Annotated in this window: 17 protein-coding genes; 4 read left to right on the forward strand and 13 right to left on the reverse strand. The window is 43.1% G+C overall.

The features are described 5' to 3' along the window. Positions 1 to 5 precede the first annotated feature (5 nt). From H140_RS0105770 to lnt, 3 genes are all read right to left on the reverse strand, one after another. The gene (locus H140_RS0105770) at positions 6 to 1,580 is read right to left on the reverse strand and encodes a peptide MFS transporter (protein WP_019672714.1); all 1,575 of its coding nucleotides are present in this window, start codon (positions 1,578 to 1,580) and stop codon (positions 6 to 8) included. A gap of 317 nt (positions 1,581 to 1,897) precedes the next feature. Next, positions 1,898 to 2,317 (reverse strand): hypothetical protein, encoded by a 420-nt coding sequence (locus H140_RS16215; RefSeq protein WP_019672715.1) that lies wholly within the window; start codon positions 2,315 to 2,317, stop codon positions 1,898 to 1,900. 294 nt (positions 2,318 to 2,611) lie between these two features. Then, positions 2,612 to 4,189 (reverse strand): apolipoprotein N-acyltransferase, encoded by a 1,578-nt coding sequence (gene lnt, locus H140_RS0105780; protein WP_019672716.1) that lies wholly within the window; start codon positions 4,187 to 4,189, stop codon positions 2,612 to 2,614. Between the two features lie 276 nt (positions 4,190 to 4,465). Between lnt and recG the strand changes: the two genes are divergently transcribed. From recG to H140_RS0105795, 3 genes are all read left to right on the forward strand, one after another. Next, a complete protein-coding gene (gene recG / locus H140_RS0105785) occupies positions 4,466 to 6,721 on the forward strand; it encodes an ATP-dependent DNA helicase RecG (protein WP_019672717.1) in 2,256 nt (751 codons plus the stop codon). A gap of 218 nt (positions 6,722 to 6,939) precedes the next feature. Continuing rightward, positions 6,940 to 7,425: a hypothetical protein gene (locus H140_RS0105790; protein ID WP_019672718.1), complete on the forward strand. Its 486-nt coding sequence runs from the start codon at positions 6,940 to 6,942 to the stop codon at positions 7,423 to 7,425. 109 nt (positions 7,426 to 7,534) lie between these two features. Next, positions 7,535 to 9,223, forward strand: a complete 1,689-nt coding sequence (locus H140_RS0105795; protein WP_019672719.1) for a flavin-containing monooxygenase — start codon at positions 7,535 to 7,537, stop codon at positions 9,221 to 9,223. 583 nt (positions 9,224 to 9,806) lie between these two features. Here the strand turns inward: H140_RS0105795 and H140_RS14070 are convergent. Together H140_RS14070 and H140_RS0105805 are read right to left on the reverse strand one after the other, a co-directional pair. Next, complete coding sequence (locus tag H140_RS14070; RefSeq protein WP_019672720.1) at positions 9,807 to 10,049, reverse strand: hypothetical protein; 243 nt, start codon at positions 10,047 to 10,049, stop codon at positions 9,807 to 9,809. Between the two features lie 229 nt (positions 10,050 to 10,278). Then, positions 10,279 to 10,812, reverse strand: a complete 534-nt coding sequence (locus tag H140_RS0105805; RefSeq protein ID WP_019672721.1) for a DUF2058 domain-containing protein — start codon at positions 10,810 to 10,812, stop codon at positions 10,279 to 10,281. Between the two features lie 420 nt (positions 10,813 to 11,232). Here H140_RS0105805 and H140_RS0105810 point away from each other — a divergent pair, with 420 nt between their 5' ends. Then, positions 11,233 to 11,502 (forward strand): DUF2798 domain-containing protein, encoded by a 270-nt coding sequence (locus H140_RS0105810; protein WP_019672722.1) that lies wholly within the window; start codon positions 11,233 to 11,235, stop codon positions 11,500 to 11,502. Between the two features lie 432 nt (positions 11,503 to 11,934). Here H140_RS0105810 and H140_RS0105820 read toward each other — a convergent pair whose 3' ends face one another. The 8 genes from H140_RS0105820 to H140_RS0105855 form a co-directional block, all read right to left on the reverse strand. Continuing rightward, a complete protein-coding gene (locus H140_RS0105820; RefSeq protein WP_019672724.1) occupies positions 11,935 to 12,876 on the reverse strand; it encodes an alpha/beta fold hydrolase in 942 nt (313 codons plus the stop codon). 392 nt (positions 12,877 to 13,268) lie between these two features. Then, positions 13,269 to 14,027: a YidX family protein gene (locus H140_RS0105825; protein WP_019672725.1), complete on the reverse strand. Its 759-nt coding sequence runs from the start codon at positions 14,025 to 14,027 to the stop codon at positions 13,269 to 13,271. Between the two features lie 98 nt (positions 14,028 to 14,125). Then, positions 14,126 to 15,184, reverse strand: a complete 1,059-nt coding sequence (gene oppF / locus H140_RS0105830; RefSeq protein ID WP_019672726.1) for a murein tripeptide/oligopeptide ABC transporter ATP binding protein OppF — start codon at positions 15,182 to 15,184, stop codon at positions 14,126 to 14,128. A 4-nt stretch (positions 15,185 to 15,188) separates the two neighbouring features. Continuing rightward, positions 15,189 to 16,259 carry an oligopeptide ABC transporter ATP-binding protein OppD gene (oppD, locus tag H140_RS0105835; RefSeq protein WP_019672727.1) on the reverse strand — a complete coding sequence of 357 codons (1,071 nt, stop codon included), beginning with the start codon at positions 16,257 to 16,259 and terminating at the stop codon, positions 15,189 to 15,191. 112 nt (positions 16,260 to 16,371) lie between these two features. After that, positions 16,372 to 17,277 (reverse strand): oligopeptide ABC transporter permease OppC, encoded by a 906-nt coding sequence (oppC, locus tag H140_RS0105840; protein WP_019672728.1) that lies wholly within the window; start codon positions 17,275 to 17,277, stop codon positions 16,372 to 16,374. Between the two features lie 48 nt (positions 17,278 to 17,325). Continuing rightward, the gene (gene oppB / locus H140_RS0105845) at positions 17,326 to 18,246 is read right to left on the reverse strand and encodes an oligopeptide ABC transporter permease OppB (RefSeq protein ID WP_026348876.1); all 921 of its coding nucleotides are present in this window, start codon (positions 18,244 to 18,246) and stop codon (positions 17,326 to 17,328) included. 90 nt (positions 18,247 to 18,336) lie between these two features. Beyond that, complete coding sequence (locus tag H140_RS0105850; protein WP_406947560.1) at positions 18,337 to 20,049, reverse strand: ABC transporter substrate-binding protein; 1,713 nt, start codon at positions 20,047 to 20,049, stop codon at positions 18,337 to 18,339. A gap of 177 nt (positions 20,050 to 20,226) precedes the next feature. After that, on the reverse strand, positions 20,227 to 21,894 hold the full coding sequence (locus H140_RS0105855) for an ABC transporter substrate-binding protein (RefSeq protein WP_019672731.1): 1,668 nt from the start codon (positions 21,892 to 21,894) through the stop codon (positions 20,227 to 20,229). Between the last annotated feature and the right edge of the window lie 158 nt (positions 21,895 to 22,052).

The following is a 22,052-nucleotide window of genomic DNA, read 5'->3' on the forward strand; positions in this document are numbered from 1 at the left end:
AACCATCAACCATTATTATCTCTGATCTTATCTTCCGCTTCACTGCGATCCAACATGGCTCTTACCGGTTTAGCAACTGCCAATAAAAGCACAGCGGTCACCACTAAGAAGATAACCATGGTCTTAAACAAGTCTGGCAACCCATCAATGGTGTCAGCAGAGACATGCCCACCAAAGAAGGCAGCCACTAAGTTACCCATCGCATAAGAGGTGAAAAACAACCCCATCATTTGTCCCTGCATGCCTTTTGGTGCCAACTTAGTCATCGACGATAAGCCCACTGGACTCAATGCCAATTCCCCTAGGGTTAATAATAATAAACTACTGGTTAACCATAAGGGCGATACCAAAGTGCCTGGGCTGGCGACCACTGCTTTGGCGGCAAAAATCATCACTCCAAAACCAGCAGCGGCCAGTAACATACCGATGGCAAACTTAGTCATACTATTGGGCTCAAGTCCACGGCTGCCCAGCTTCACCCAAAGAATACTGACAATAGGTGCCAATAGCAAAATAAAAATCGGGTTTAATGACTGAAACCAGATACTTGGAATACTAAAGCCCATCACATCCAGATTGGTATAGCGATCTGCAAATAAGTTAAAAGAGGTCGGTTGCTGCTCAAAGCTAGACCAGAATAAGGTTGAGCCAATAATCAGTAAGAAACAAATCAGCAGGCGCAGTTTATCGCTCTTATCTAACTTAGGCGCAATAAACATATAGGCAAAATATAAAACCACCATACCAGCAATGACATAGGTCATATATTCCGCAACCATAGAGGGATTAAATGGCATGATGCCTGTCGCAATCAAGACGATCAGTGCCACCAAAGCAGCCATAAATATGCCCACCCAACGCCCAATATTTTGATACTGGCTATTGGGTAGCTCCCACGAAGCTGTGATGCCTTTTGCTCGTGCATAACGCTTTAAGTTTTTGCGTGCAGCAAAGCGGTATACCAACAGTGAAATTAACATCCCGATACCACCGACGCCAAAGCCAACATGCCACATCTGGCGCTCTTGGAACATACCAACAATCAATGCCGCAACCAATGCACCAATATTGATACCCATATAAAACAAGGTAAATCCAGCATCACGGCGAGTGTCACCCTCTTGATACAGCGCCCCAACCATGACCGAAATACAGGTCTTAAATAAACCTGAACCCAGCACAATGCAGGTCAAACCAATAAAGAATAGTGACATACCCATAAAAGCAGACAAGGCAATGCACAAATGACCTAAGCCAATGATAATACTGCCCCACCATAATGCCCGCTCTTGCCCAAGCCAGTTGTCTGCCAGCCAGCCACCTGGTACCGCAGCCAGATATAATGTGCCTGCAAAGATACCGTAGATCGCAGACGCTGTGGCATCATCAAAACCAAAGCCACCACTACTGACAGATGCCACCATGAATAACACTAATAGGGGACGAATACTATAATATGAAAATCGCTCCCACATCTCGGTAAAAAACAAAGATCGCAGTGGCTGTGGGTGTCCCATAAATCCATTATCAAGCGCTTCAAACTCAGCTGAAGGCTTGGGTGATTGTGATTCTATACTCATAATTTTCATTCCTTGCCTGTCGGTGTTTGCAAACATGCTAAAAAATAAGATGATATATTCATGTTCAAACGGTTAAATTCATATAGGATAAAAAAAGCCATATAGACTAAAAACAGAAAAAGCCCGCTTAATCCATTGATTAAACGGGCTTTTTTAATAGTTCTACTCTGGGTTATCTGACTTGATAGTATGACAAAATAGACTGGTCAGAAGCTGATAATAAACCTGTATTAACAACTGACTAACGCGACTACGTGGCTGGTTGCAAGCAGCAACAGCCAGCTTGCGTATTAGACAACTAATAACCAAACCTAAAACTACTGAGCTATTTCTTCTTCAGTAGCTTCATCTGCCACCTCTACTTCAACAGTATCATCTGCGGCATCAGCAGTAACTTCCGTAGTGGCTTCGACCGCTGCTGCAGTGGCTTGAGCGCTACTAGAGTCTGCATTGTCTGCAACGACTTCGGCAATATCCATATCATTTGCAGCACCTGCTTCTGCTACCATTTCTTCTGCCGCAGCTTCTTCTGTGGTAGGCGCTTCAGATGCTTCTGCTGTTGCCTCTTCTGCGACTTCTGTTACCTCTTCTACGGCAGATTCAGGCTCAACATGACTGCCTGCTGGGCGTAAGAAAGCAGAAATAGCAATCAGAAGAACGAGGGCCAAAAAAACAACTGTGCCAATCAGTGCGTAGGTAAATTCTTTCTTCGGTTTATTTTGGCTTGCATCTGCCATAGGTCACCTATCCGTATAGTTTAGTGGTGTCAAAATTAGCTCAAAATGGCATCGCAATCTTCATATTAATGCGTGATTAGCAGATCGCTGTCTTAGCCAACTTTGACAATCAATAAAAGTTAAAAGAGTGTGGCTCTGTACGGGTTACTCGCCCAAGAACCTGTTACATTTTTTGCTATTATATCGCAATTTGCTACATTTTGTGAAAACGCCATATCCTATTTGTGGATTAACAGTACATTTTTAATAAAACAGTTGCTTACCTGTTTAAGTTTAACCTGTTAATTCAATAGTCTACCTATGCTTTGCACCCCGTTTTGCCAATACACTTAATAACAATAATAAACCAATAAATATTAAAATCGGATAATTACCAAAGCGCACATAAGGGGTCATCCCTGTGCGTGACTGCACTTCACCGCGCAATACCGTACGCTCAAACTGTGGCGCACGCTGCACAATACGACCTTTATGGTCAATAATGGCGGTCACGCCTGTATTGGTGGCACGCAAAAACCAACGACCGGTTTCTAAAGAGCGCATTTGCACCATTTGTAGATGTTGCAGCGGGCCAGCGGACGTCCCAAACCATGCATCATTAGAAATGGTTAATAAAAAGTCAGTGCCTTTTGCATTACGGCGGGTGGTATCTGGATAGGCGACCTCATAACATACAGCTGCGCCTAGATTGTGACCCTTGACTTGAAGTGGTGACTGATTGGCATCACCACGACTATAACTTAAAATATCTGGGCTCCCTGCCAGCTTAGGAAACAAGTCGAGCGCCCCTTCTAGTGGAATATACTCTCCAAAAGGTACCAAGCGCTGCTTTTTATAGATGCCATTTGCTTCTGCACCCAATGCCAATACGCTGTTATAAAAGGGGGTGTATTTGTCAGTTTCTGGGTCATAAGCAGTATCGTCTTTGTACGGTACGCCAGTCAGCCACACAGTATTGGTCAGCTTGGCAATCCGATCTACCTCAGCAATAAAATCCCACGCCTCGGTCTGAAACATCGGAATAGAAGACTCAGGCCAAACAATAATATCTTGATCCCACTGGTTGCTGGTTAAGTTGGCGTAGATTTCTAACGTTTTATACTGATACTCAGTTAGCCATTTTAAGTCTTGTGGGATATTGCCTTGAATCAGCGAAACCGTTAAATTTTTGCTGTTTGCTTTTGGCTGAGTCCAAGCAGGGTTTATAAGCCATAGACCAATACTCACCGCCAACAATAAGGCAGACACCAGCAAATAGCCGGCCTGCTTGCGAAATGCCTCTACCAAACTTGCTGCTAATAATACCGCCACAAAAGATATCGCAAATACGCCAGCCACTGGTGCTAACGATGACAGCCAGTATTGCTCAGTAAATGCATAACCAACGAATAGCCAAGGAAAACCAGTAAATAGCCAAGTTTTTAGCCACTCTTGCAGCACCCAAAGCGCAGCAAATGCCAACGGCTGCTTACCCACAAAGCGGTTAAATATCAATGCTAAAAAAGCATGGAACAGCCCCATGCCAAGCCCCATCACCGCAATCGCCAATAAAGATAAAGGCACAGACACATAGCCGTACTCATGAATGGAGGTATATAGCCAAAATGCTCCGACACACCACAGCCCCATACCGTAGGCTTCACCAATGATAAAAGCCCGCTTATTGGACATGGGTGCTAGCAATAGCGCATATAATAAGGCCGGTGATAACAAGGCAATAATCCAATAGCCATAAGGTGCCAGCGACAACATAAACATCGCACCAGATAGCCAAGCCACTATTACCGCTAGACCAATAGGCAGACGTGAAACCTGCTCAGATGCTGTTGGCGTATTGAGTCGCTTTTGAAGATGTTGGGTGGTGGCTCGCATGATAGCTCCAATAACTATTTAGGGCTTTTCCCTATTTATATTTTATAATTCAAATTTGATAGGCGTATCATAACAGCCTAACCGCAAAAAATCTTAAAGCTGATATAGTATAAACAATAGACGCAAAGATAAAGCGCTAGTCAGCAAATGATAAGCGACGTTCACATTAACTAGCATTCACGCTATTATTTACTAACATTCACGCTGTTATTTGTTAACCAGATGATTTACTCACACCCCATTTGTCGACACTTACTGTTCACCAAGAGGCTCACTATGCCCCATACTGCTCATCCACATGCTGCACTTCACTCAAAGCCACCTGCCAGCGCCGTTGATCTGCCAGTCAACGTGCTGGCAGGTGTCGGTAGCAAAATTGAAGGCCAGCTTGAGCAACTGGGCATCACTCGTTTATTTGAGCTGTTATTACACCTACCAAGAGACTATGAAGATCGCAGTCGCTTGGTGAATATTCGCGACTTACAAGATGGTCAATCTGCATTAATTGAAGGGCAAGTTACCTTTGTCGATAACAAACGCAGTGGTATGACAGTGGTGGTTGAAGATGCCACCGGCGCCATTCAATTGCGCTTTTTTAAAGTCTATGCCAGCTTGGCGCAAACCATGACCTTAGGCACCCAATTACGTGTGTTTGGTGAGGTCAAATACAGCCGTTATGGCATCCAAATGGCGCATCCTGAATATAACGTCATTGCCCCTGGAGCACCTGTGGTCAATACTGGGTTGCAGCCCATTTATCCCATCGTTAAAGGCTTACATCAAAACAAGCTGCGCACCTTAGTTAAGTTGGCACTACAAACCATCTATCAGCAAGGCCTACCGCTCAGTGTGTTTAATGCCTCAGACTGGGAGGCTATCAATCACTTGCCAGCGCCACTGCCGACCAACAGTTATGGCCTGTCTATTCAGCCAAGTCAGCCAAGCACAACTGCGCAACAACAGAGCGTACAGCCAACTTCTCACCATGCTCCCAGTTGGCAGAATCTAACCTTATTTGAAGCGCTGACCTTAATTCACACCCCGCCGATGCACACCGACATCAGCTTGCAAGTAGCGCAGCTTGAGCAATTAAAAGAGCGCACCCATCCTGCCTGCCAGCGTTTGATTGTCGAAGAGCTGACTGCGCATCAACTAAGCATGCTGTATCGCCGCAAGCAGCTACATCAGCACAAGGCGCCTAAGTGTGACAGTGACAGTCCGTTGGCTAAGCAGCTACTTGATAACCTACCGTTTAGCTTAACCAATGCGCAAGACAGAGTGGTGAAAGAAATCACCAGCGATATGGCAACCTCCATTCCCATGTTGCGACTGGTGCAAGGCGATGTTGGCGCTGGTAAAACCTTAGTGGCAGCATTGGCGGCCTGTTATGCCCTCGACAGTGGCTGGCAAGTAGCTGTCATGGCACCCACAGAAATCTTAGCTGAGCAGCATCTGATTAACTTTAAAGCGTGGTTTGAGCCACTAGGCATTGGGGTCGGCTGGCTTGCTGGTAAGCAAACCGCCAAACAGCGCCGTGAAGCTCTGGAAGCAGTGGCTGAAAATGAAGTACAAGTCGTGGTCGGCACGCACGCTCTTTTTCAAGAATCGGTGGTGTTTGCCAAATTGGGCTTGGCCATTATTGATGAGCAGCACCGCTTTGGGGTTGAGCAGCGTATGGCATTAACCGACAAAGGAGTCGCCGACAGCACACCGCATCAGCTGATTATGACCGCCACCCCTATTCCACGTACGCTAGCGATGAGTGCCTATGGCGACATGGATACTTCCATTATTGATGAACTTCCGCCAGGACGTACTCCGATTACCACAGTCACCATTGACCGTGCTCGTCGTGATGAAGTCATCGAGCGCATTGCCGCCAACTGTAAAAAGGGTAAACAAGCCTACTGGGTCTGTCCATTGGTCGATGACTCAAGCACCTTAAATGCTCAAGCTGCAGAAGCAACCTATGCAGATTTAAGTGCCCGCTTAGACATTCGCATCGGCATGGTGCATGGCAAAATGAAGTCGAAAGAAAAGCAACAGATAATGGCTGCCTTTAAAAATGCAGAACTCGATTTATTGGTAGCCACCACAGTGATTGAGGTTGGCGTTGATGTGCCCAATGCCTCACTCATGGTCATTGAAAATGCCGAACGTTTGGGCTTATCACAGCTGCATCAGCTGCGTGGGCGGGTTGGCCGTGGCTCGACCAAAAGCTTTTGTGTATTGCTGTACCAAACGCCATTATCCGAGACGGGTATTGAGCGCCTAAACGTACTCAGAGATAGTAATGACGGCTTTGTCATAGCCCAAAAAGACTTGCAACTGCGTGGTCCCGGCGAGCTATTAGGCAAACGCCAAACTGGTAATGTGGGCTATTATGTATCGGATTTAACCCGAGATGAGAACTTATTAATGATAGCCAGTCACTTGGCAAAACGCTTGATTAATGATGACTCACGCAAGACGGAAGTCACCCAACTGATTCACCAATGGATACCGGAGGCAAGTAAATATACCAATGTGTAGGTTTATAATAGACCTAGACTTAACTTAAAGCTGTATTGTAACGGTGATTCACTCAGGCTTTGAACTGTTAAATCAGCCGTAGATAAGTCGTTTTTATTTGAATAAATAGTTGTTTTTACTAATCTAAATTATGATATGATTTACAAATGAGAATAGTTATTATTCATTTTTAATAAAATAAGCCCAAAAAAGATAAGCTAAAAACTCAAGGTAGCCCTATGTCAAATAGTGATCATCTTGATCTAAAGAAGATAACAAAGGAGATCGAATCACTTGCAAAAATTCTTGGAATTTCCGCAGGGTTAATACACCTTTTGATAATAGCGCATTTTTTCTATAAACCCATAACTCACGAAAGATTTTTCAGCGCTATTGATTGGGTACTGGCATCCATATTCATTGTCTCCATTGTGATGTTAGCTATAAAAATTCCAAAAACATTAACTGGCTTGAATACTCGTTTTACGGACGAACAATTAAAAACCAGAACGGACCAGTTGTTAGGCTATAATTCTAATAAGCTAAAGAGCTCTATGGCTTTACTGCCAGTGTTCATAATGATGTTGGGTTACTTATATTTTGTATATTATGTCTCTTTCATCAAGAATTACAGTAGCCAAAGCTTTTTAAGTGTGGGATTGGTTGTTTTGATTGGACTTCTATTTATGCTATGGCATGAGGGTAAAAAACTATTGACCCAATAATTATAACCGTTGGATGAATGGCTCTATTCTTAGAAACAAAAACTACCTTATCTCGGCTATCGTTGGTAAACTAAGGGACAATCTCCAAGTAGCTTATCAAGGACGAGTCATGTTATCTCTACATAGACGCCACAAATCCACCACCAAGGGCAATATCCCTCATATCTCTTTACGTCAAAAGCTCCCGCAACTACCACGCCTCCCTAATCTACCTAGGCGAGCTGTCGCTAAGCTTCGTAAAATAAAGCCAAAACTGCCTTTTATAGGAGGTAAGTCGCCGCAACTGGATATTTTAATTATTGGCGCAGGTATCTCGGGGATAGCTATGGCAAGCCATATCCAGCGTGACAAATTACTTAGTCAGTCCATTAAAAAAGGACGGGTTAAAATTGTCGAAAAACGTAACGCCATAGGCGGCACTTGGGATTTATTTAAATATCCAGGCATTCGCTCTGACTCTGACATGACTACTTTTGGCTTTGCCCATCGACCTTGGATAGGAAACAAGACCTTGGCAGACGCTGCCTCAATTAAGCAATACCTTGAACAAACAGCACAGGATGAAGCAATTGATAGGTTAATTCAGTTTGACACCAAGGTCATTCGCTTGGACTGGTCAAGCAAAGATCAGTATTGGACGGCCACTTTAGAAGAGGTCACAACAGGCAAACAGCGCAAAATCAGCGCCCGCTTTGTAGTGGGTGCTACTGGCTATTATGATTATGACCAAGGTTATCAGCCTCAATTTAAAGGACAAGATGATTTCACAGGTCAGATAGTGCATCCACAGCATTGGGATGACAAAATTGATTATCAAAGCAAACGTGTGGTGGTCATTGGTAGTGGCGCCACAGCGGTAACCCTATTGCCAGCGCTTATTAAGCCCTTGATTGATCCAAACAGCACAGAGACTCAAGCCGCTGCTCACGTCACCATGCTCCAACGCACCCCGACTTATATCGGCAGTGTGCCCAGTGAAGACCCTAGTGTCGATATCTTAACCACCCGCTTTAAGCTAAATCCAAAGATTGCTTATCGCTTGGTACGTGGCCGCAATATCTTATTCCAGCAAGGCATCTATCAATTGGCAAAAATAGCACCCAATACGCTCAAAAAAGGCATCATAACCAAAGCCAAAAAAGAGCTGGCTGGTAGCGGTGTACAGCTCAAGCACTTTATCCCAGACTACAACCCATGGGATGAGCGCTTGTGCGCTGTCCCTGATGGCGATTTGTTTAAGGCGCTACATACAGGCCATGCAGAGATTATCACCGACCATATCGATCGCTTTACAAAAGAGGGTATCCAACTTAAATCTGGTCACCTTCTACCTGCCGATATTATCGTTACAGCGACTGGGCTTAAGCTACAAATGCTAGGTGGTGCTCAAGTCATTATCGATGGTGATGAGCGCAAAGTCAGTGAGCGTATGACTTACAAAGCGGTGATGGTAGATGATGCACCCAATCTAGCGGTGTTATTTGGTTATACCAATGCTTCTTGGACCTTGAAAATAGACCTTGCTTGTGGCTATATAACCCGACTGCTACGCCACATGCACTATTATGGCTACACCACAGCCGTACCTCAAGCGACAGCCACCGATGGTGAACACGTGACTAGGCAACCTTATACAGTCATGGATACACTCACCGCAGGCTATATACGCCGTGCGCAAAATGTATTGCCCAAACAGGGGGATCGCTACCCTTGGATTGTCACCAATAACTACTTGAGCGATATCATCATGCTTAAATATCATCGTATTGAGGATAAATGGTTACGCTTTTATCGCTAAGATTAAATAGGACTTATGCACGGGTAGATATTATGGCAACTGGTAATCATTTGTGAATCCTCTGAAGGTAGAGCCAGACGCTCCATAAATAATAACCAGTCGCTTTTAAAGCCTTGAAATCGTATTTTTGCGTAAGTCCTATTAATAATATCTCTAGAGTCTGTTGAACAGTCATCTTCGTGGAAAAGGTTTGTCTTATTGTTATCACCATTTTCAAAATGAAGACACGCCCTAGATTGCTATCTTAGATTAACATATGAAGTATTAATACCAAATCTGAAAATTAAGATATCGAGGAAAACGAGTGCAAACGCTACAAGTAGTAGATTTAGCGAGTTTGACAAAGATAGGTTGTTTTTAGAAAAGGTATAAGACGTGTGATGAGTGTTCAATATACCTTAATAATCAAGAAGAGGAGAGCCTATACCCTCCTCTTTTTAGTCACTTTCTTTTTTGTATTAGTGTATCTTTTGTGCTATATCTAGTTATTTTACCTAGCATCTGTTGATGTAGGACAGCAGTGCAACCTGTTATTAGAATAGCGCAATTAGGATAACGCTAGCACACTTTGATAAAAACTAGACTACTTCTTCTTTTTATCCTGTTTTTTTTGCTTAGAGTCTTTTTTCTTATCCTGTTTTTTGTTTTTCTTGCTATCTTGCTTTTTACCCTTCTTAGACTTCTTCTTATCTTTTTTAAGCTCGTTCTTTAACTCTTTAAGATCTTGCTTCTTCTCAGCAATCTCTTTTTTTAGCTTCTTTTTCGCAATCTTGATGTCTTTTTCAAGTTCTTTTTTTAGCGCTTTTATTTCTGACTTCTTAGCCATTTTCAACTCCTTGGGTGGTTAGTTAATTTGCTTACTACTTCATTCACGACTTAGTTTAATTTTTACAGTGTTTCACGTGAAACAGGGGTAATAGCCATTAAGTGATATTGGCATAAAACATTAGCTGTGATTAATACAAAATTTAATAAAAACAAAAAACTTACCTTGATAATAGCAAATCCACCTAGTAACTCAAGGGGTCACTGTATGCGCTGTGTAACATCTTGAGTTACCACATCAAGTCATCAGGGATCACGTACTGTGCATACGGATCATCTTCTGCTGGCTCATCTTCTGCTTTGTCATTAGATTCCACGATGAAGCCTTCCAGCTTTTCATTAATTCGATCTGCCAATGGGCGTGGTAGCAAGGCGTAGCCCTCTTCTAAGCGAGCGATACTGACATGACCAGCGACAATTTGGTCAAACAGCTTTTGGGTAATATTTATCTTTTTAATCTTACTGTCATCGACAAAGCGATATTCAATCTCGCCTTGGGTGTCAGTAATCTGATGCTGTTGAATCATTTGTACGATGTTGGCTCTCAGCGTTTTTTCTTCTAGCGCCTGTTGTCGTTGCTGATTAAGCTGTTGGTCTCTTTTTAACTTCTCAGCTTGTGCTTCAGCCACTGCCTTCTTGATGTCAGCATCGGGTGCTTGACCAGTACGTTTGGCATGCTCTGCCTGCTTGGTGAGTTTTTTCGCTTTTTTGCTGTCTACCAATCCAGCTTTTAATAGCTGAGCTTGTAGTGCGTTTTTAGCCATAACAAATTCCTTTGAGTCTGGGTTTATGTTGCTGATAGGATAATAAGTTTTATGACTTGTTGTCGGTAGTTGCAACCATAATTATTACCACTTACTGATATTAATCTACCAGATAACTAGATAGTGAGTATATTAAAGATATGACTGTATTGTTGTTCATAAATTACGAACAATCGAAAACCATAAACACTATTATTGACAATATTCATTTTATTAGAATCAACAAATGAGGTATGCTTAATAATAGAAAAAATCATCGTAAGACTAGGCCGTGTCCTCATTTTGAAAATTGATAATATAAATAAGATACATCGCTATTAAACACATGAGATAAATGTTCAACAGATCCTAGGAAAATAACACAGATAATATCATGATATTAACCAAATAAAATAAAAGGAAAAGGATAAATACATTACTATGACAACCAGAACAGCCACTACAACTCATGTTCGGATTCATCGTAAATATCAGCGTTTAATCTTTACTGGATTGATGGCGCTGTTAATGTCGTTAATTATTTCAACTGCATTAATTTTATTAAAAGATGGTTATAGTGAGATATTCTTTAATGATCTTTTGCGCTCATGGCGCACATCATTCGTATTCGCTTGGCCTAGCGCTTATGTGTGCGCCTACTTGATTCAAACTCATATCCTTAGCCGTATTCACTTCCATGACGATAAATAGAAAAATCACTGCCTAACAAGCAGTGATTTTTCTATTATCACAGTCTAGAGCCTAAGATACACCCAACGACCACTTAATTATCGACAGCATCTTACAGTTGGAATGGAAAAGTATAGTTGTAGTCAGATAAATGAGTTACAAGGCAACCGAGTGCAAGTACTACTGAAGTAGGCTAAACGAGGTTAACGCTGCAAATCTTTTATATGGCCGTGACTATAACCGCATCAAACGCCAATGCAAAAGGTAACAACACCAATTTACCCACAGTGCTTGTCCCACTATTAGTGGTAGGTGTAGTTTGAGTAATAAAAACCACATGCATCCATATATCTATTTTTTTGAATAAAACACCAGCTCAGTGATATTATTGGCTCAATTAAATATGCGTTTATAATAAAAACTCTTTTAATTTATACCTTCTATTTATACCTTCTATTTTATACTCTGACGAAAGTTTTTATAATCTTCAGCAGAGCTTTTTACCGCCTCGAGTACAGGCACATGCCCTACTTTTGGCATCATAATGACTTTTGCTTGTGGAATAATCGTTTTGATATAAGCTGCCGTCTCAGGTTTAATAACACTATCCTCCTCTCCCCATGTTACTAGGGTCGGAATGTTATATTGAGCGATGATCTTTGCCTTTTCTTCCACACTATCCTCGATGATTTGTGCCAGAATCTTGGACTCTAACGCTCTGTTTTCTATTCTCTGCTGCGCTAATACCGCTTTTACTGTCGTCGGAATGTAAGGTGGATCATACATGACCAAGTCAGTTAGTCTATCAAAATCATCATAGCTACTAATTAATAGTGGATTATTATCAAGGGTTGCGCCTTCCAATGATTTGGGTACACCAACTGACCAAAATCCTGCACTATCAATCAGCCAAACACTAGCCACCTCTTCTGGATACAAGGCCGCATAAGCTACCGCGATAGAGCCGCCCATAGAGTTACCACCAATATGTAGGTTGGTCGCCATGCCATTGGCAGTCACCAGCTCGTGCAATCTCTTGGCTTGAGCATCCGCTCGATAATCTTTGTCCATCGGCTTATCAGAGTCACCAAACCCCAGTAAATCTGGGATGATGACGTGATATTCACTAAACTCTTCGGCAATACGGGCAAAATTATGAATATTACCGCCAAAACCATGCACTAATAATAAAGGCTTACCAGAAGTGTTATTGTTGTCGGCATAGACTAGGGTGTCCCCTGACGATAGCTCAAAAGATTTTAGCTCTAAGCCCGAACTATTTAGCTCATGCTGTAATAACTTTTCAGTTGTAGCAATCGTGAAGGAGTTGGGAGTAGTACAGCCCATTACTGTTATAGCCAATAGCGCCACTAGCCCTTTTTTTAATAATTGCATTATATCCCCTTGTCAAACAAAAAATACTTATAAATCCTCTAATGCTATGGACTTACGATTTGCAAACGAGAGTTAATAATAGCATTATTCAATAGTTTAGCTAAGGGCAATCTTTAAAATATTAATTTAAAGGGCAGGTTTAGACCCATTAAGAAGACCAATGTAACAGGATAAGTTATTTACTGTTGAACCGCTTCAAACATATAAGTTAATTTTAAGAGCTAGCTAAAATTTACCTTACTAAACAGAGTATTTACTAAAGTAAATTTAACTTAAACAATCATAACTTTTAAAATAGGAGACTAGAGTTTCTGCCTAAAATATTTAATGCTATTTTTATACTGTATAAGCCATTTTAAGTTGGATAAATCTGTTGAGCTAAACCTAACTAACTATTGGCTTGCCGCATCCAATAACTGGAATGGGAAAGTGACCACATCAAAGGCTAAAGCAAAGGGTAACAACACCAGTTTACCCGCAGTGGACGTCCCATTTTGGCTAGTCTTAGTGGTCTCTGTCTTGGTATAAATAGACACTGGATAAGGCTTGGTTAAGGCATTATACTTTTGTTGTATCAGACTCAAGTTACTGACTGCTGGATAGACACCACCTTTGATCGGAATGGTAAAGCAAAAGCGCTGTGCTTCAATACGAGCATCACTGGCATCCGTACATTCCTTACCACCACTTTGCAAGAAAAACTGGTAATCTTTGCGCTGAAACTCATCTTTGAGCTTGGCATAAGACAGCTTCATCTCACCCTGAAAGTGACCATCATTGTTGGGCGAATAAAAGGTCATGTCATTTTCAACACGAATGTTTTGAGGGGTTAAGTTGGTCAATAGTTGCACCATCTCAGGTCCGCCTTGGCTTAACACATAGCTTTGTTTTTCACCGACAATGACCACACTACTTGCCGGCATATTTGGCAACGCAGTCGCAGGACGACCAAAGGCAACCAATTGATCTTCAACCAACACTTGCTTAGTGCTGGCAGTGCTTGTGGTGGTACCAGAGTTTAATAGCTCAGAAGTGGCACAACTAGATATCCCCAGCATGGTAGCTACCACACTAACTAACACCAAACCCTTAGCATTAGCTTTAAAAAAATCTGAACCTTTGTTTTGTGGCTGTTGATGGTTTAACTGCATATCATGTCCTTATGAAGCTTGATTAAATTTAATGAAACTTGATGAAAATAGATGCCTAAATCTTACGGCATAGTCAAACTAGTCGCAATCTATATTTGCTAAGCCACCTCATGTATGTCTGCGACCTTGTTCTTTAAACAAGCAACTTGGTGTTCAGCAGTCCCCTCAAGCTTTGGTTTGGTTTGAGCGCAGCCCTCATCGGCAATCGGGCAGCGGGTACGGAATACACAGCCAGAAGGTGGATTGATTGGACTTGGTAAATCACCTTCTAACAGTTCAATGGTTTTATTGCGCTCAATCTCAGGGTCTGGAATCGGCACCGCTGACATCAAAGCCTTGGTATAAGGATGAGTGGGCTGCCCATAAATGGCACCGCCCTTACCCAGCTCGACTGCATTACCCAAATACATCACCAGCACCCGATCAGAGATGTGCTTGACCACAGACAAGTCATGGGCAATAAAGATCAGAGCCAACCCCATCTCTTGTTGCACGTCTTGCAGCAGGTTAATCACTTGCGCTTGAATCGATACGTCGAGTGCAGACACTGGCTCATCACAAATAATTAACTTGGGTCTTAAAATCAGTGCTCGGGCAATACCAATGCGCTGACACTGACCACCAGAGAATTCATGCGGATAACGGTTGACTTGGTTTGCCAGCAGCCCCACCTTCTCCATCATCTCCCGTACTTGGGCGTCCACTTCAGACTTAGCCATCTTTGGATAATAGGTGCGCAGTGGCTCGGCAATGATATCGCCCACTGTCATGCGTGGATTGAGTGACGCCAGTGGATCTTGGAAGATCATTTGAATGTCTTTGCGCTTAAGACGCATTTGCTTTTTACTGCTACCTACCAGCTCTTCGCCGTTAAATTTAATGCTACCAGAGCGGGCTTTAACCAGACCAATAATGGTACGTGCCAAGGTCGATTTACCACAGCCTGACTCACCGACCACGCCGAGCGTTTCACCAGCGAATAGATCAAAAGAAACGCCATTGACTGCCTTTAAGGTAGCCGGCTTTTGCCAAAAGTAACTGCCTTTTTGCTTAATATCAAAGCTGGTCACCACCTCTTTGACTTGCAGCAAAGGGGTGTCAGAGCCTGAATGGATTGGATTGCTATTGCTATTGCTATTGCTATTGCTAGGTATCATGGCGTTATCCCTCCTGCTTGGTCACAACGGTTGGTGCATCTTGCGGCTCAACTTTTGCCACCTCATCTGGTTTCCAGTGACACGCACGTTGGCGATTATTAGACAAAAATTCTAACGGTGGTGGCACATCACGGCAGATGTCCATTGCATACACACAACGCTCAACAAAGGGACAACCCTTTGGTAGATTAAGCAGGTTTGGCGGACTGCCAGGAATGGTTTGCAGCTTACCACTGGTGTTGTCTAATCGTGGAATGGCACGCAGTAACCCTTTGGTATACGGATGGGTGGGGTTATAAAAGATGTCTTCCGTTTCGCCATACGCCATGGTGCGCCCAGCATACATCACCAATACCCGATCACAGATACCGGCCACCACCCCTAAGTCGTGGGTAATCATAATAATGGTGGTGCCAAAGTCACGCTTTAGCTCATTCATTAAAGTCATGATTTGTGCTTGTACCGTCACATCCAGCGCTGTGGTAGGCTCATCGGCAATCAGTAGCTTGGGGCGACACAAGAGCGCCATCGCAATCATCACCCGCTGACGCATACCACCTGAGAACTCGTGCGGATACATGCCAATACGCTTACGTGCTTCTGGAATCTTAACCGCATCGAGCATTTTTATCGCCTCTTCCCAAGCGTCCTTTTTGCTCATGCCTTTGTGCAAGATAAGCACTTCGGCCAGTTGATCGCCGATTTTCATATACGGGTTTAACGAGGTCATCGGATCTTGGAAGATCATTGATACCTGCTCAGCACGCAGCTTATTAAGCTCTTTTTCGGGCAAGCCTAACAGCTCACGCCCTTCAAATAATACCGAGCCTTTGGTCTGACCATTTTTGGCAAGTAACCCCATAATGGCAAAGGCAGTTTGTGATTTGCCTGAGCCAGACTCACCGACAATGCCTAAGGTCTCGCCTTGATGCAGGTTAAAGTTTAGCCCGTTTACCTCAGTCACCAGCCCCTCTTCTGTACTAAATTGTACCGATAGGTCTTTGACTTGCAGTAAAGCAGTAGTCTCAATATTTTCTATACTGCTCGTGTTTATCGTGTCCTGTACATTACTCATAAAGGTTGTCTCTATCTTGGCTATTTGGCTATGTTGTTGTGGCTCATTAGCTATCGATTACGGGTGCGGTTATAAGTTGTCTATTGTTGTAAAACCTCTATTGCCCCAAAACCTAACGGTCTTTTGGATCAAACGCATCACGCAGACCATCACCAATAAAGTTAAAACAAAATAAAGTCACGACCAAAAATACAGAAGGAATCAAAATCTGCCACGGTGCAACCTGCATCGTCTGCGACCCTTCTTGCAATAGCGCACCCCAGCTGGTCATCGGCTCTTGCACACCCAAACCTAAGAAACTTAAAAAAGATTCAAACAAAATCATGCTTGGCACCAACAGCGAGGCATAAACCACCACCACGCCTAACACGTTTGGCACAATATGACGCATGATGATATTAAAGCCAGACACCCCGCCAACATGCGCCGCTTCGATAAACTCTTTGCTCTTTAAGCTTAAGGTCTGACCACGCACAATACGTGCCACATCTAGCCAAGACACCAAACCAATGGCGATAAAGATAAGCATCAAGTTACGACCAAAAATGGTGACCAATAAGATGACAAAGAACATAAACGGAAAGGCGTTTAAAATTTCCAAAAAGCGCATCATCACCGCATCAATTTTACCGCCCAAATAACCAGAGGTAGCACCATAGACAGTGCCGAACAATACCGCCACCGTCGCTCCAGCAATACCCACTAACAAGGAAATACGACCACCGATTGCGGTACGCACCAACAAATCACGCCCAAGCGAGTCGGTACCAAAGTAGTGCTTATTATCAAATGACGGCGCACCCTGCATGTAACCCCAGTCGGTATCGGCATAGCCAAAGGGGGCGAACATAGGCACAAAGATGACAAATAAGGTCACCAAAAACAATATCACCAAGCTGGCAATGGCGGCTTTGTTTTTGTAAAAACGGCGCCAAGCATCTTGCCATAAGCTACGCCCTTTGACTGCAGCTTCGGTTGGTGCGACTAGATCTATGGGCTTATCAGTGAGTGCACTCATAATTATCCTTGTCTTTCATAAACATTGAATACTTAGTACTTTTAACGATTAGTACTTAATCTGTGGATCAATCACAGCGTATAAAATATCGACAACAGCGTTAAACGCGATGGTCAACACCCCGACCAAAATTGTCAAACTCAGCACCATGCCATAGTCACGGTTTAACGCACCGTTGACAAATAATTGACCGATACCGGGCAGACCAAAAATAGTTTCAATGACGATCGATCCAGTAATAATGCCCACAAACGCAGGGCCTAAGTAAGAAATGACAGGCAACAAGGCAGGACGCAACGCATGCTTGAACACAATGCGCTGCATCGGCAAGCCTTTGGCTCGGGCAGTACGGATAAATTGGCTGTTCATCACCTCAATCATCGAGCCACGCATGATACGGGCAATACTGGCAGTGTAAGCCAAGGCTAAGGCGGTAACCGGCAGGATTAAGTTCGGCAGTGCGCCATCATTCCAGCCACCACCAGGCAGCCACTTTAAGGTAATGGCAAAGATAAGTACGAGCAGCGGCGCTTTCACAAAGCTAGGAATCACCACCCCGATATTGGCAAACGCCATCACGATATAGTCTATCCATGAGTTTTGCTTTAAGGCGGCAACAATACCAAAAACCAGTCCCAGCACTAACGCCAACACAAAAGCATAAACTCCAAGCTCTATTGATACTGGAAGTGACTGCGCTAATAGCTCATTGACCGTATAGTCTTTGTACATAAAAGAAGGACCAAAATCACCGACCATCAATTGCTTTAAGTAATTGATATATTGCAACCAGATGGGGTCATTTAGATGATATTTGGCTTCGATATTGGCCATCACTGCGGGTGAAAAGCTGCGCTCACCACTAAAAGGGCTACCAGGCGCTAAGCGCATGATAAAAAATGACACCGTAATCAAAATAAACATGGTCGGAATCGCTTCCAATATCCGCCGTACGATAAGCTTTAACATAAACCCTCTGTTATCAGTAACGTCTTGTGTTTAGATACAAAATATTTATTGGTTTTTTAGTTGTCATTTTTGATAATTGATACAATACTATTAAGGCTGAACAATTGCTAAGTCTTTAGCTTGCCACATATCCAACGGATCTTGCTGTGAAAATCCCACCACGTGTGGCTTAACCAAACGCACCCCAACATAGTGAAATATATTCAAATTCGGCATATCAGCATCTAACTGAGCCTCTGCTTGCTGATATAGCTTAGCACGCTGATTGACAGTAACACCCTCACCCAAAGTTTGCGTCATAAGGCTATCAAACTGCGGACTAGAGTACTTACCGTGATTGTTACTATTACCCGTCTTTAATGTATTTAAAAAAGAAGATGGCTCGTTATAATCGCCACACCAACTAGAACGGGCAATATCATACTTCCCGTTACGGCGTATGTCCAAGTAAGTCTTCCATTCCTTATTCACCAAGGTTATCGCCATCACCTTGTCACCAAACGCCTCTTTTATTAATAGACTAAACGCGATGGCTATCTTTTTGTGATTATCACTGGTGTTGTATAACAGTTCAAATTCTAGTGGATTATGTTGATTGTAACCAGCATCATTGAGTAGCTTATTAGCGTAATCAATTCGCTTCTGCTTGCTCCAGTTTTTCCACTGTGGCGTATAGCTTTCTATTCCATAAGTAATTGGCGGTGTCAGTTGATAGGCCGGTGTTTCACCTTGACCCATTACCTTATTGGTTATGATATCTCTATCTAACGCAAGCGCTAACGCTCGGCGCACACGCACATCATTAAAGGGTGGCTTTGCTGTATTGTATTTGTAGTAATAAGTGCATAATCTGGGAATGACTTGCATCTCATCACCCAGTTCTGTTTTGAGCGTCTCAAATTGATCTAAGGGTACATCGCTAATGACATCTACTTCGCCTGCACGATAACGGGCAATACCTGTGGTCAATGAGGTTAGCGGTAGCAAGGTAATCTGTTCAATGTAAGTATTGGCATTATCAAAGTAATTGGGATTGCGGGTCAATACTATTTTATCATTCACCAGCCACTCGCTAAGCGTATAAGGGCCATTGACCACGATATTTTCAGGTGCTGTCCACTGATTGCCATACTGAGCAATGACCTTTTGTGGTACTGGCTTGGTAGCGATATAAATCAACATCTCTGGAAAATAAGGCACAGGCTCGGTCAGAGTCACTTTTAGAGTCTTCGCATCAAGTGCTTCAACACCCAAGCTATCTGCTGGTACAGCGCCAGTCAAAATAGCTTCAGCACCAGCTACCTTGGCATCCACTAAATAGCTGGCATAAGGTGCTGCTGTCTTAGGGTCTATCAATCGTCGCCAGCTATAAACAAAGTCTTCGGCAGTGACAGGATCGCCATTTGACCAATTAGCGTTACGCAGCTTAAAGATCCATACTTTATTATCAGCACTTTTCCAGCTTTTCGCCATACCAGGAATAAGTTTACCATCCCTATCCGTTTCGACTAAGCCAATAAACATTTGGCGAATAACATTACCTTCAGGTATGGCAGATATCTTATGAGGATCCAGCGACTCAGGTTCAGCAGTATTGTTAATCACGATATGCTGAGTCTGAGCCAATCCTGTTATATCTATGCTTTGTGATAGTTCAGCCTCCTCAATGTTAGTCTCAGTAGTTTCATTCACCTCATCAGCATCATTATTAAGATCAGCACAGCCAACCAAAAGAGCACCCGTTAAGATGACAGTGGCTAACGACAAATGACTTTTCCATAGATTACGAAATAAATTCATCATCATTTAATTACTATTATTACTAGAGTTTATACAAATTACGCTAGCTAAATATTTATGAGTAGTTGGATGTATCATTTGTTTTTATTCCCTGAAAGATAATTTTGACTGTCCTAAGAAGCAGACTCAAGTAAAGCCAAAACTGCTGTTCACTTGAGTCAATCCCAAAGCATAAGTCAATTAATGCTTAGCAATATGAATGTCCTTGCCTTGCCAGTTGTCTAATGCGTCTTTGGTTGGGAAGCCAATCACATACGGCTTAACCAAACGTGGGCTAACATAATGATAAATATTCAATAAAGGCATGTCCGCATCCAACTGCGCTTCAGCTTGCTTATACAGCTCAGCACGTTGCTCAGTGGTGACCCCTGGTTTTAGGGTTTGCGTCATCAAGTTGTCAAACTGGGTGCTTGAGTATTTACCTTGGTTATTACTGTTGCCTGTTTTGACAATATTTAAGAAGGTAGAGGGCTCGTTATAGTCACCACACCAGCCAGCACGAGCGATTTGATAGTCACCATTGCGGCGGGTATCTAGATAGGTTTTCCACTCTTTATTGACCAGCTCTACATTCACCAAATCTTCGCCAAGTGCTTGTTGCCACAAGGAAGTAGCAGCAACGGCAATTTTCTTATGGTTGTCATTGGTGTTGTATAACAGCTCAAACGTCAGTGGATTGTTGGCGCTATAACCGGCTTCGTTCAGCAGTTTTTTTGCCTCTTCAACACGTTTGGCTTGATCCCAGCTTTCCCACTCAGGCGTGTTGTTGCTCATCGCATTAGTAGAGACTGGTGTAAATTGATAAGCTGGGGTTTGACCTTGACCCACGACCTTATCGGTAATGGTGTTGCGGTCTAATGCCAAGGCCAAAGCACGACGAACACGCGCATCGTCAAATGGCGGTTTGACGGTATTAAACTCATAGTAGTAAGTACATAGCATTGGTGAAATCTGTACTTGATCACCCAGCTGCTCTTTTAGTGATGCAAACTGCTCTGATGGGATTTCATTATAAGTGACATCAATCTCGCCGGCCTGATAGCGTGACACATCTGTGGTGCTCGACGGGATGGCCAGCAGTGTTATCTGCTCTAATTTGGTGTTGGCATTGTCATAATAGCTTTCGTTGCGAGTCAGCACGATTTTATCGTTTACCTGCCAGTCGCTAATCTTATAAGGACCATTGACCACGATATTGGCAGGGTCTGTCCATTTTTCACCAAACTGCTCAACCGTCTTTTGATGTACTGGCTTGGTTGAGGTGTGAATCAATACATCTGGGAAATAAGGTACTGGCTCAGACAAGGTCACTTGTAGCGTCTTCTCATCAAGCGCTTTGACACCCAAAGTTTCAGGGCTGGCTTCGCCATTAACAATCGCCTCAGCGCCCACCACTTTTACATCGGCCAAGTAGCTGGCATAAGGTGAGGCTGTATTTGGATCAACCACACGGCGCATACTGTATACAAAGTCTTCAGCGGTCACTGGATCACCGTTTGACCAATTGGCATCACGAATTTTAAAAATCCAGACTTTATTGTCCTCAGACTCCCAGCTTTCTGCCATACCTGGGATGGTTTTGCCCTCAGCATCTGTGGTGGTTAAGCCCACCAACACTTGACGCAATACGTTGGCTTCTGGCACACCCGATACTTTATGTGGGTCTAGCGATTCTGGCTCAGCACCATTGTTAATCACCATCTCTTGCTTATCGGCAAGCACATTTGGATCAATGTTAGCAGACTCAGCAGCACTGTCTGACTGACCGCCACAGGCTGCCAGCATCATAGTGACTGCCAATGTTGATGATAAATATAAGGGGGTAAATTTGGTCTGTGATTTACGCATGCTACAATCCTTTTTAATACGACTTTTTAAGATAAGCCCTTGTAATTTAGTTAAAATTAAAGTCAATATAAGCTGTGACATAACAGCATTAAAACAAAAAACAATAAAAAATAAAATCGGTAATTACTGATAATTCAAAATCAAAAAACTTAAATAGA

It is taken from the genome of Psychrobacter lutiphocae DSM 21542, from assembly GCF_000382145.1.
GTDB classification, from domain to species: Bacteria; Pseudomonadota; Gammaproteobacteria; order Pseudomonadales; family Moraxellaceae; genus Psychrobacter; species Psychrobacter lutiphocae.

What these genes read in the sequence shown, in the direction of transcription:
- H140_RS0105855 (WP_019672731.1), bottom strand. Translation starts at nt 21,894, where the DNA reads ATGCGTAAATCACAGACCAAATTTACCCCCTTATATTTATCATCAACA.
- H140_RS0105820 (WP_019672724.1), bottom strand. Translation starts at nt 12,876, where the DNA reads ATGCAATTATTAAAAAAAGGGCTAGTGGCGCTATTGGCTATAACAGTA.
- oppB (WP_026348876.1), bottom strand. Translation starts at nt 18,246, where the DNA reads ATGTTAAAGCTTATCGTACGGCGGATATTGGAAGCGATTCCGACCATG.
- H140_RS0105790 (WP_019672718.1), top strand. Translation starts at nt 6,940, where the DNA reads ATGTCAAATAGTGATCATCTTGATCTAAAGAAGATAACAAAGGAGATC.
- H140_RS16215 (WP_019672715.1), bottom strand. Translation starts at nt 2,317, where the DNA reads ATGGCAGATGCAAGCCAAAATAAACCGAAGAAAGAATTTACCTACGCA.
- H140_RS0105770 (WP_019672714.1), bottom strand. Translation starts at nt 1,580, where the DNA reads ATGAGTATAGAATCACAATCACCCAAGCCTTCAGCTGAGTTTGAAGCG.
- oppD (WP_019672727.1), bottom strand. Translation starts at nt 16,259, where the DNA reads ATGAGTAATGTACAGGACACGATAAACACGAGCAGTATAGAAAATATT.
- recG (WP_019672717.1), top strand. Translation starts at nt 4,466, where the DNA reads ATGCCCCATACTGCTCATCCACATGCTGCACTTCACTCAAAGCCACCT.
- H140_RS14070 (WP_019672720.1), bottom strand. Translation starts at nt 10,049, where the DNA reads ATGGCTAAGAAGTCAGAAATAAAAGCGCTAAAAAAAGAACTTGAAAAA.
- oppF (WP_019672726.1), bottom strand. Translation starts at nt 15,184, where the DNA reads ATGATACCTAGCAATAGCAATAGCAATAGCAATAGCAATCCAATCCAT.
- lnt (WP_019672716.1), bottom strand. Translation starts at nt 4,189, where the DNA reads ATGCGAGCCACCACCCAACATCTTCAAAAGCGACTCAATACGCCAACA.
- oppC (WP_019672728.1), bottom strand. Translation starts at nt 17,277, where the DNA reads ATGAGTGCACTCACTGATAAGCCCATAGATCTAGTCGCACCAACCGAA.
- H140_RS0105795 (WP_019672719.1), top strand. Translation starts at nt 7,535, where the DNA reads ATGTTATCTCTACATAGACGCCACAAATCCACCACCAAGGGCAATATC.
- H140_RS0105810 (WP_019672722.1), top strand. Translation starts at nt 11,233, where the DNA reads ATGACAACCAGAACAGCCACTACAACTCATGTTCGGATTCATCGTAAA.
- H140_RS0105850 (WP_406947560.1), bottom strand. Translation starts at nt 20,049, where the DNA reads ATGATGAATTTATTTCGTAATCTATGGAAAAGTCATTTGTCGTTAGCC.
- H140_RS0105825 (WP_019672725.1), bottom strand. Translation starts at nt 14,027, where the DNA reads ATGCAGTTAAACCATCAACAGCCACAAAACAAAGGTTCAGATTTTTTT.
- H140_RS0105805 (WP_019672721.1), bottom strand. Translation starts at nt 10,812, where the DNA reads ATGGCTAAAAACGCACTACAAGCTCAGCTATTAAAAGCTGGATTGGTA.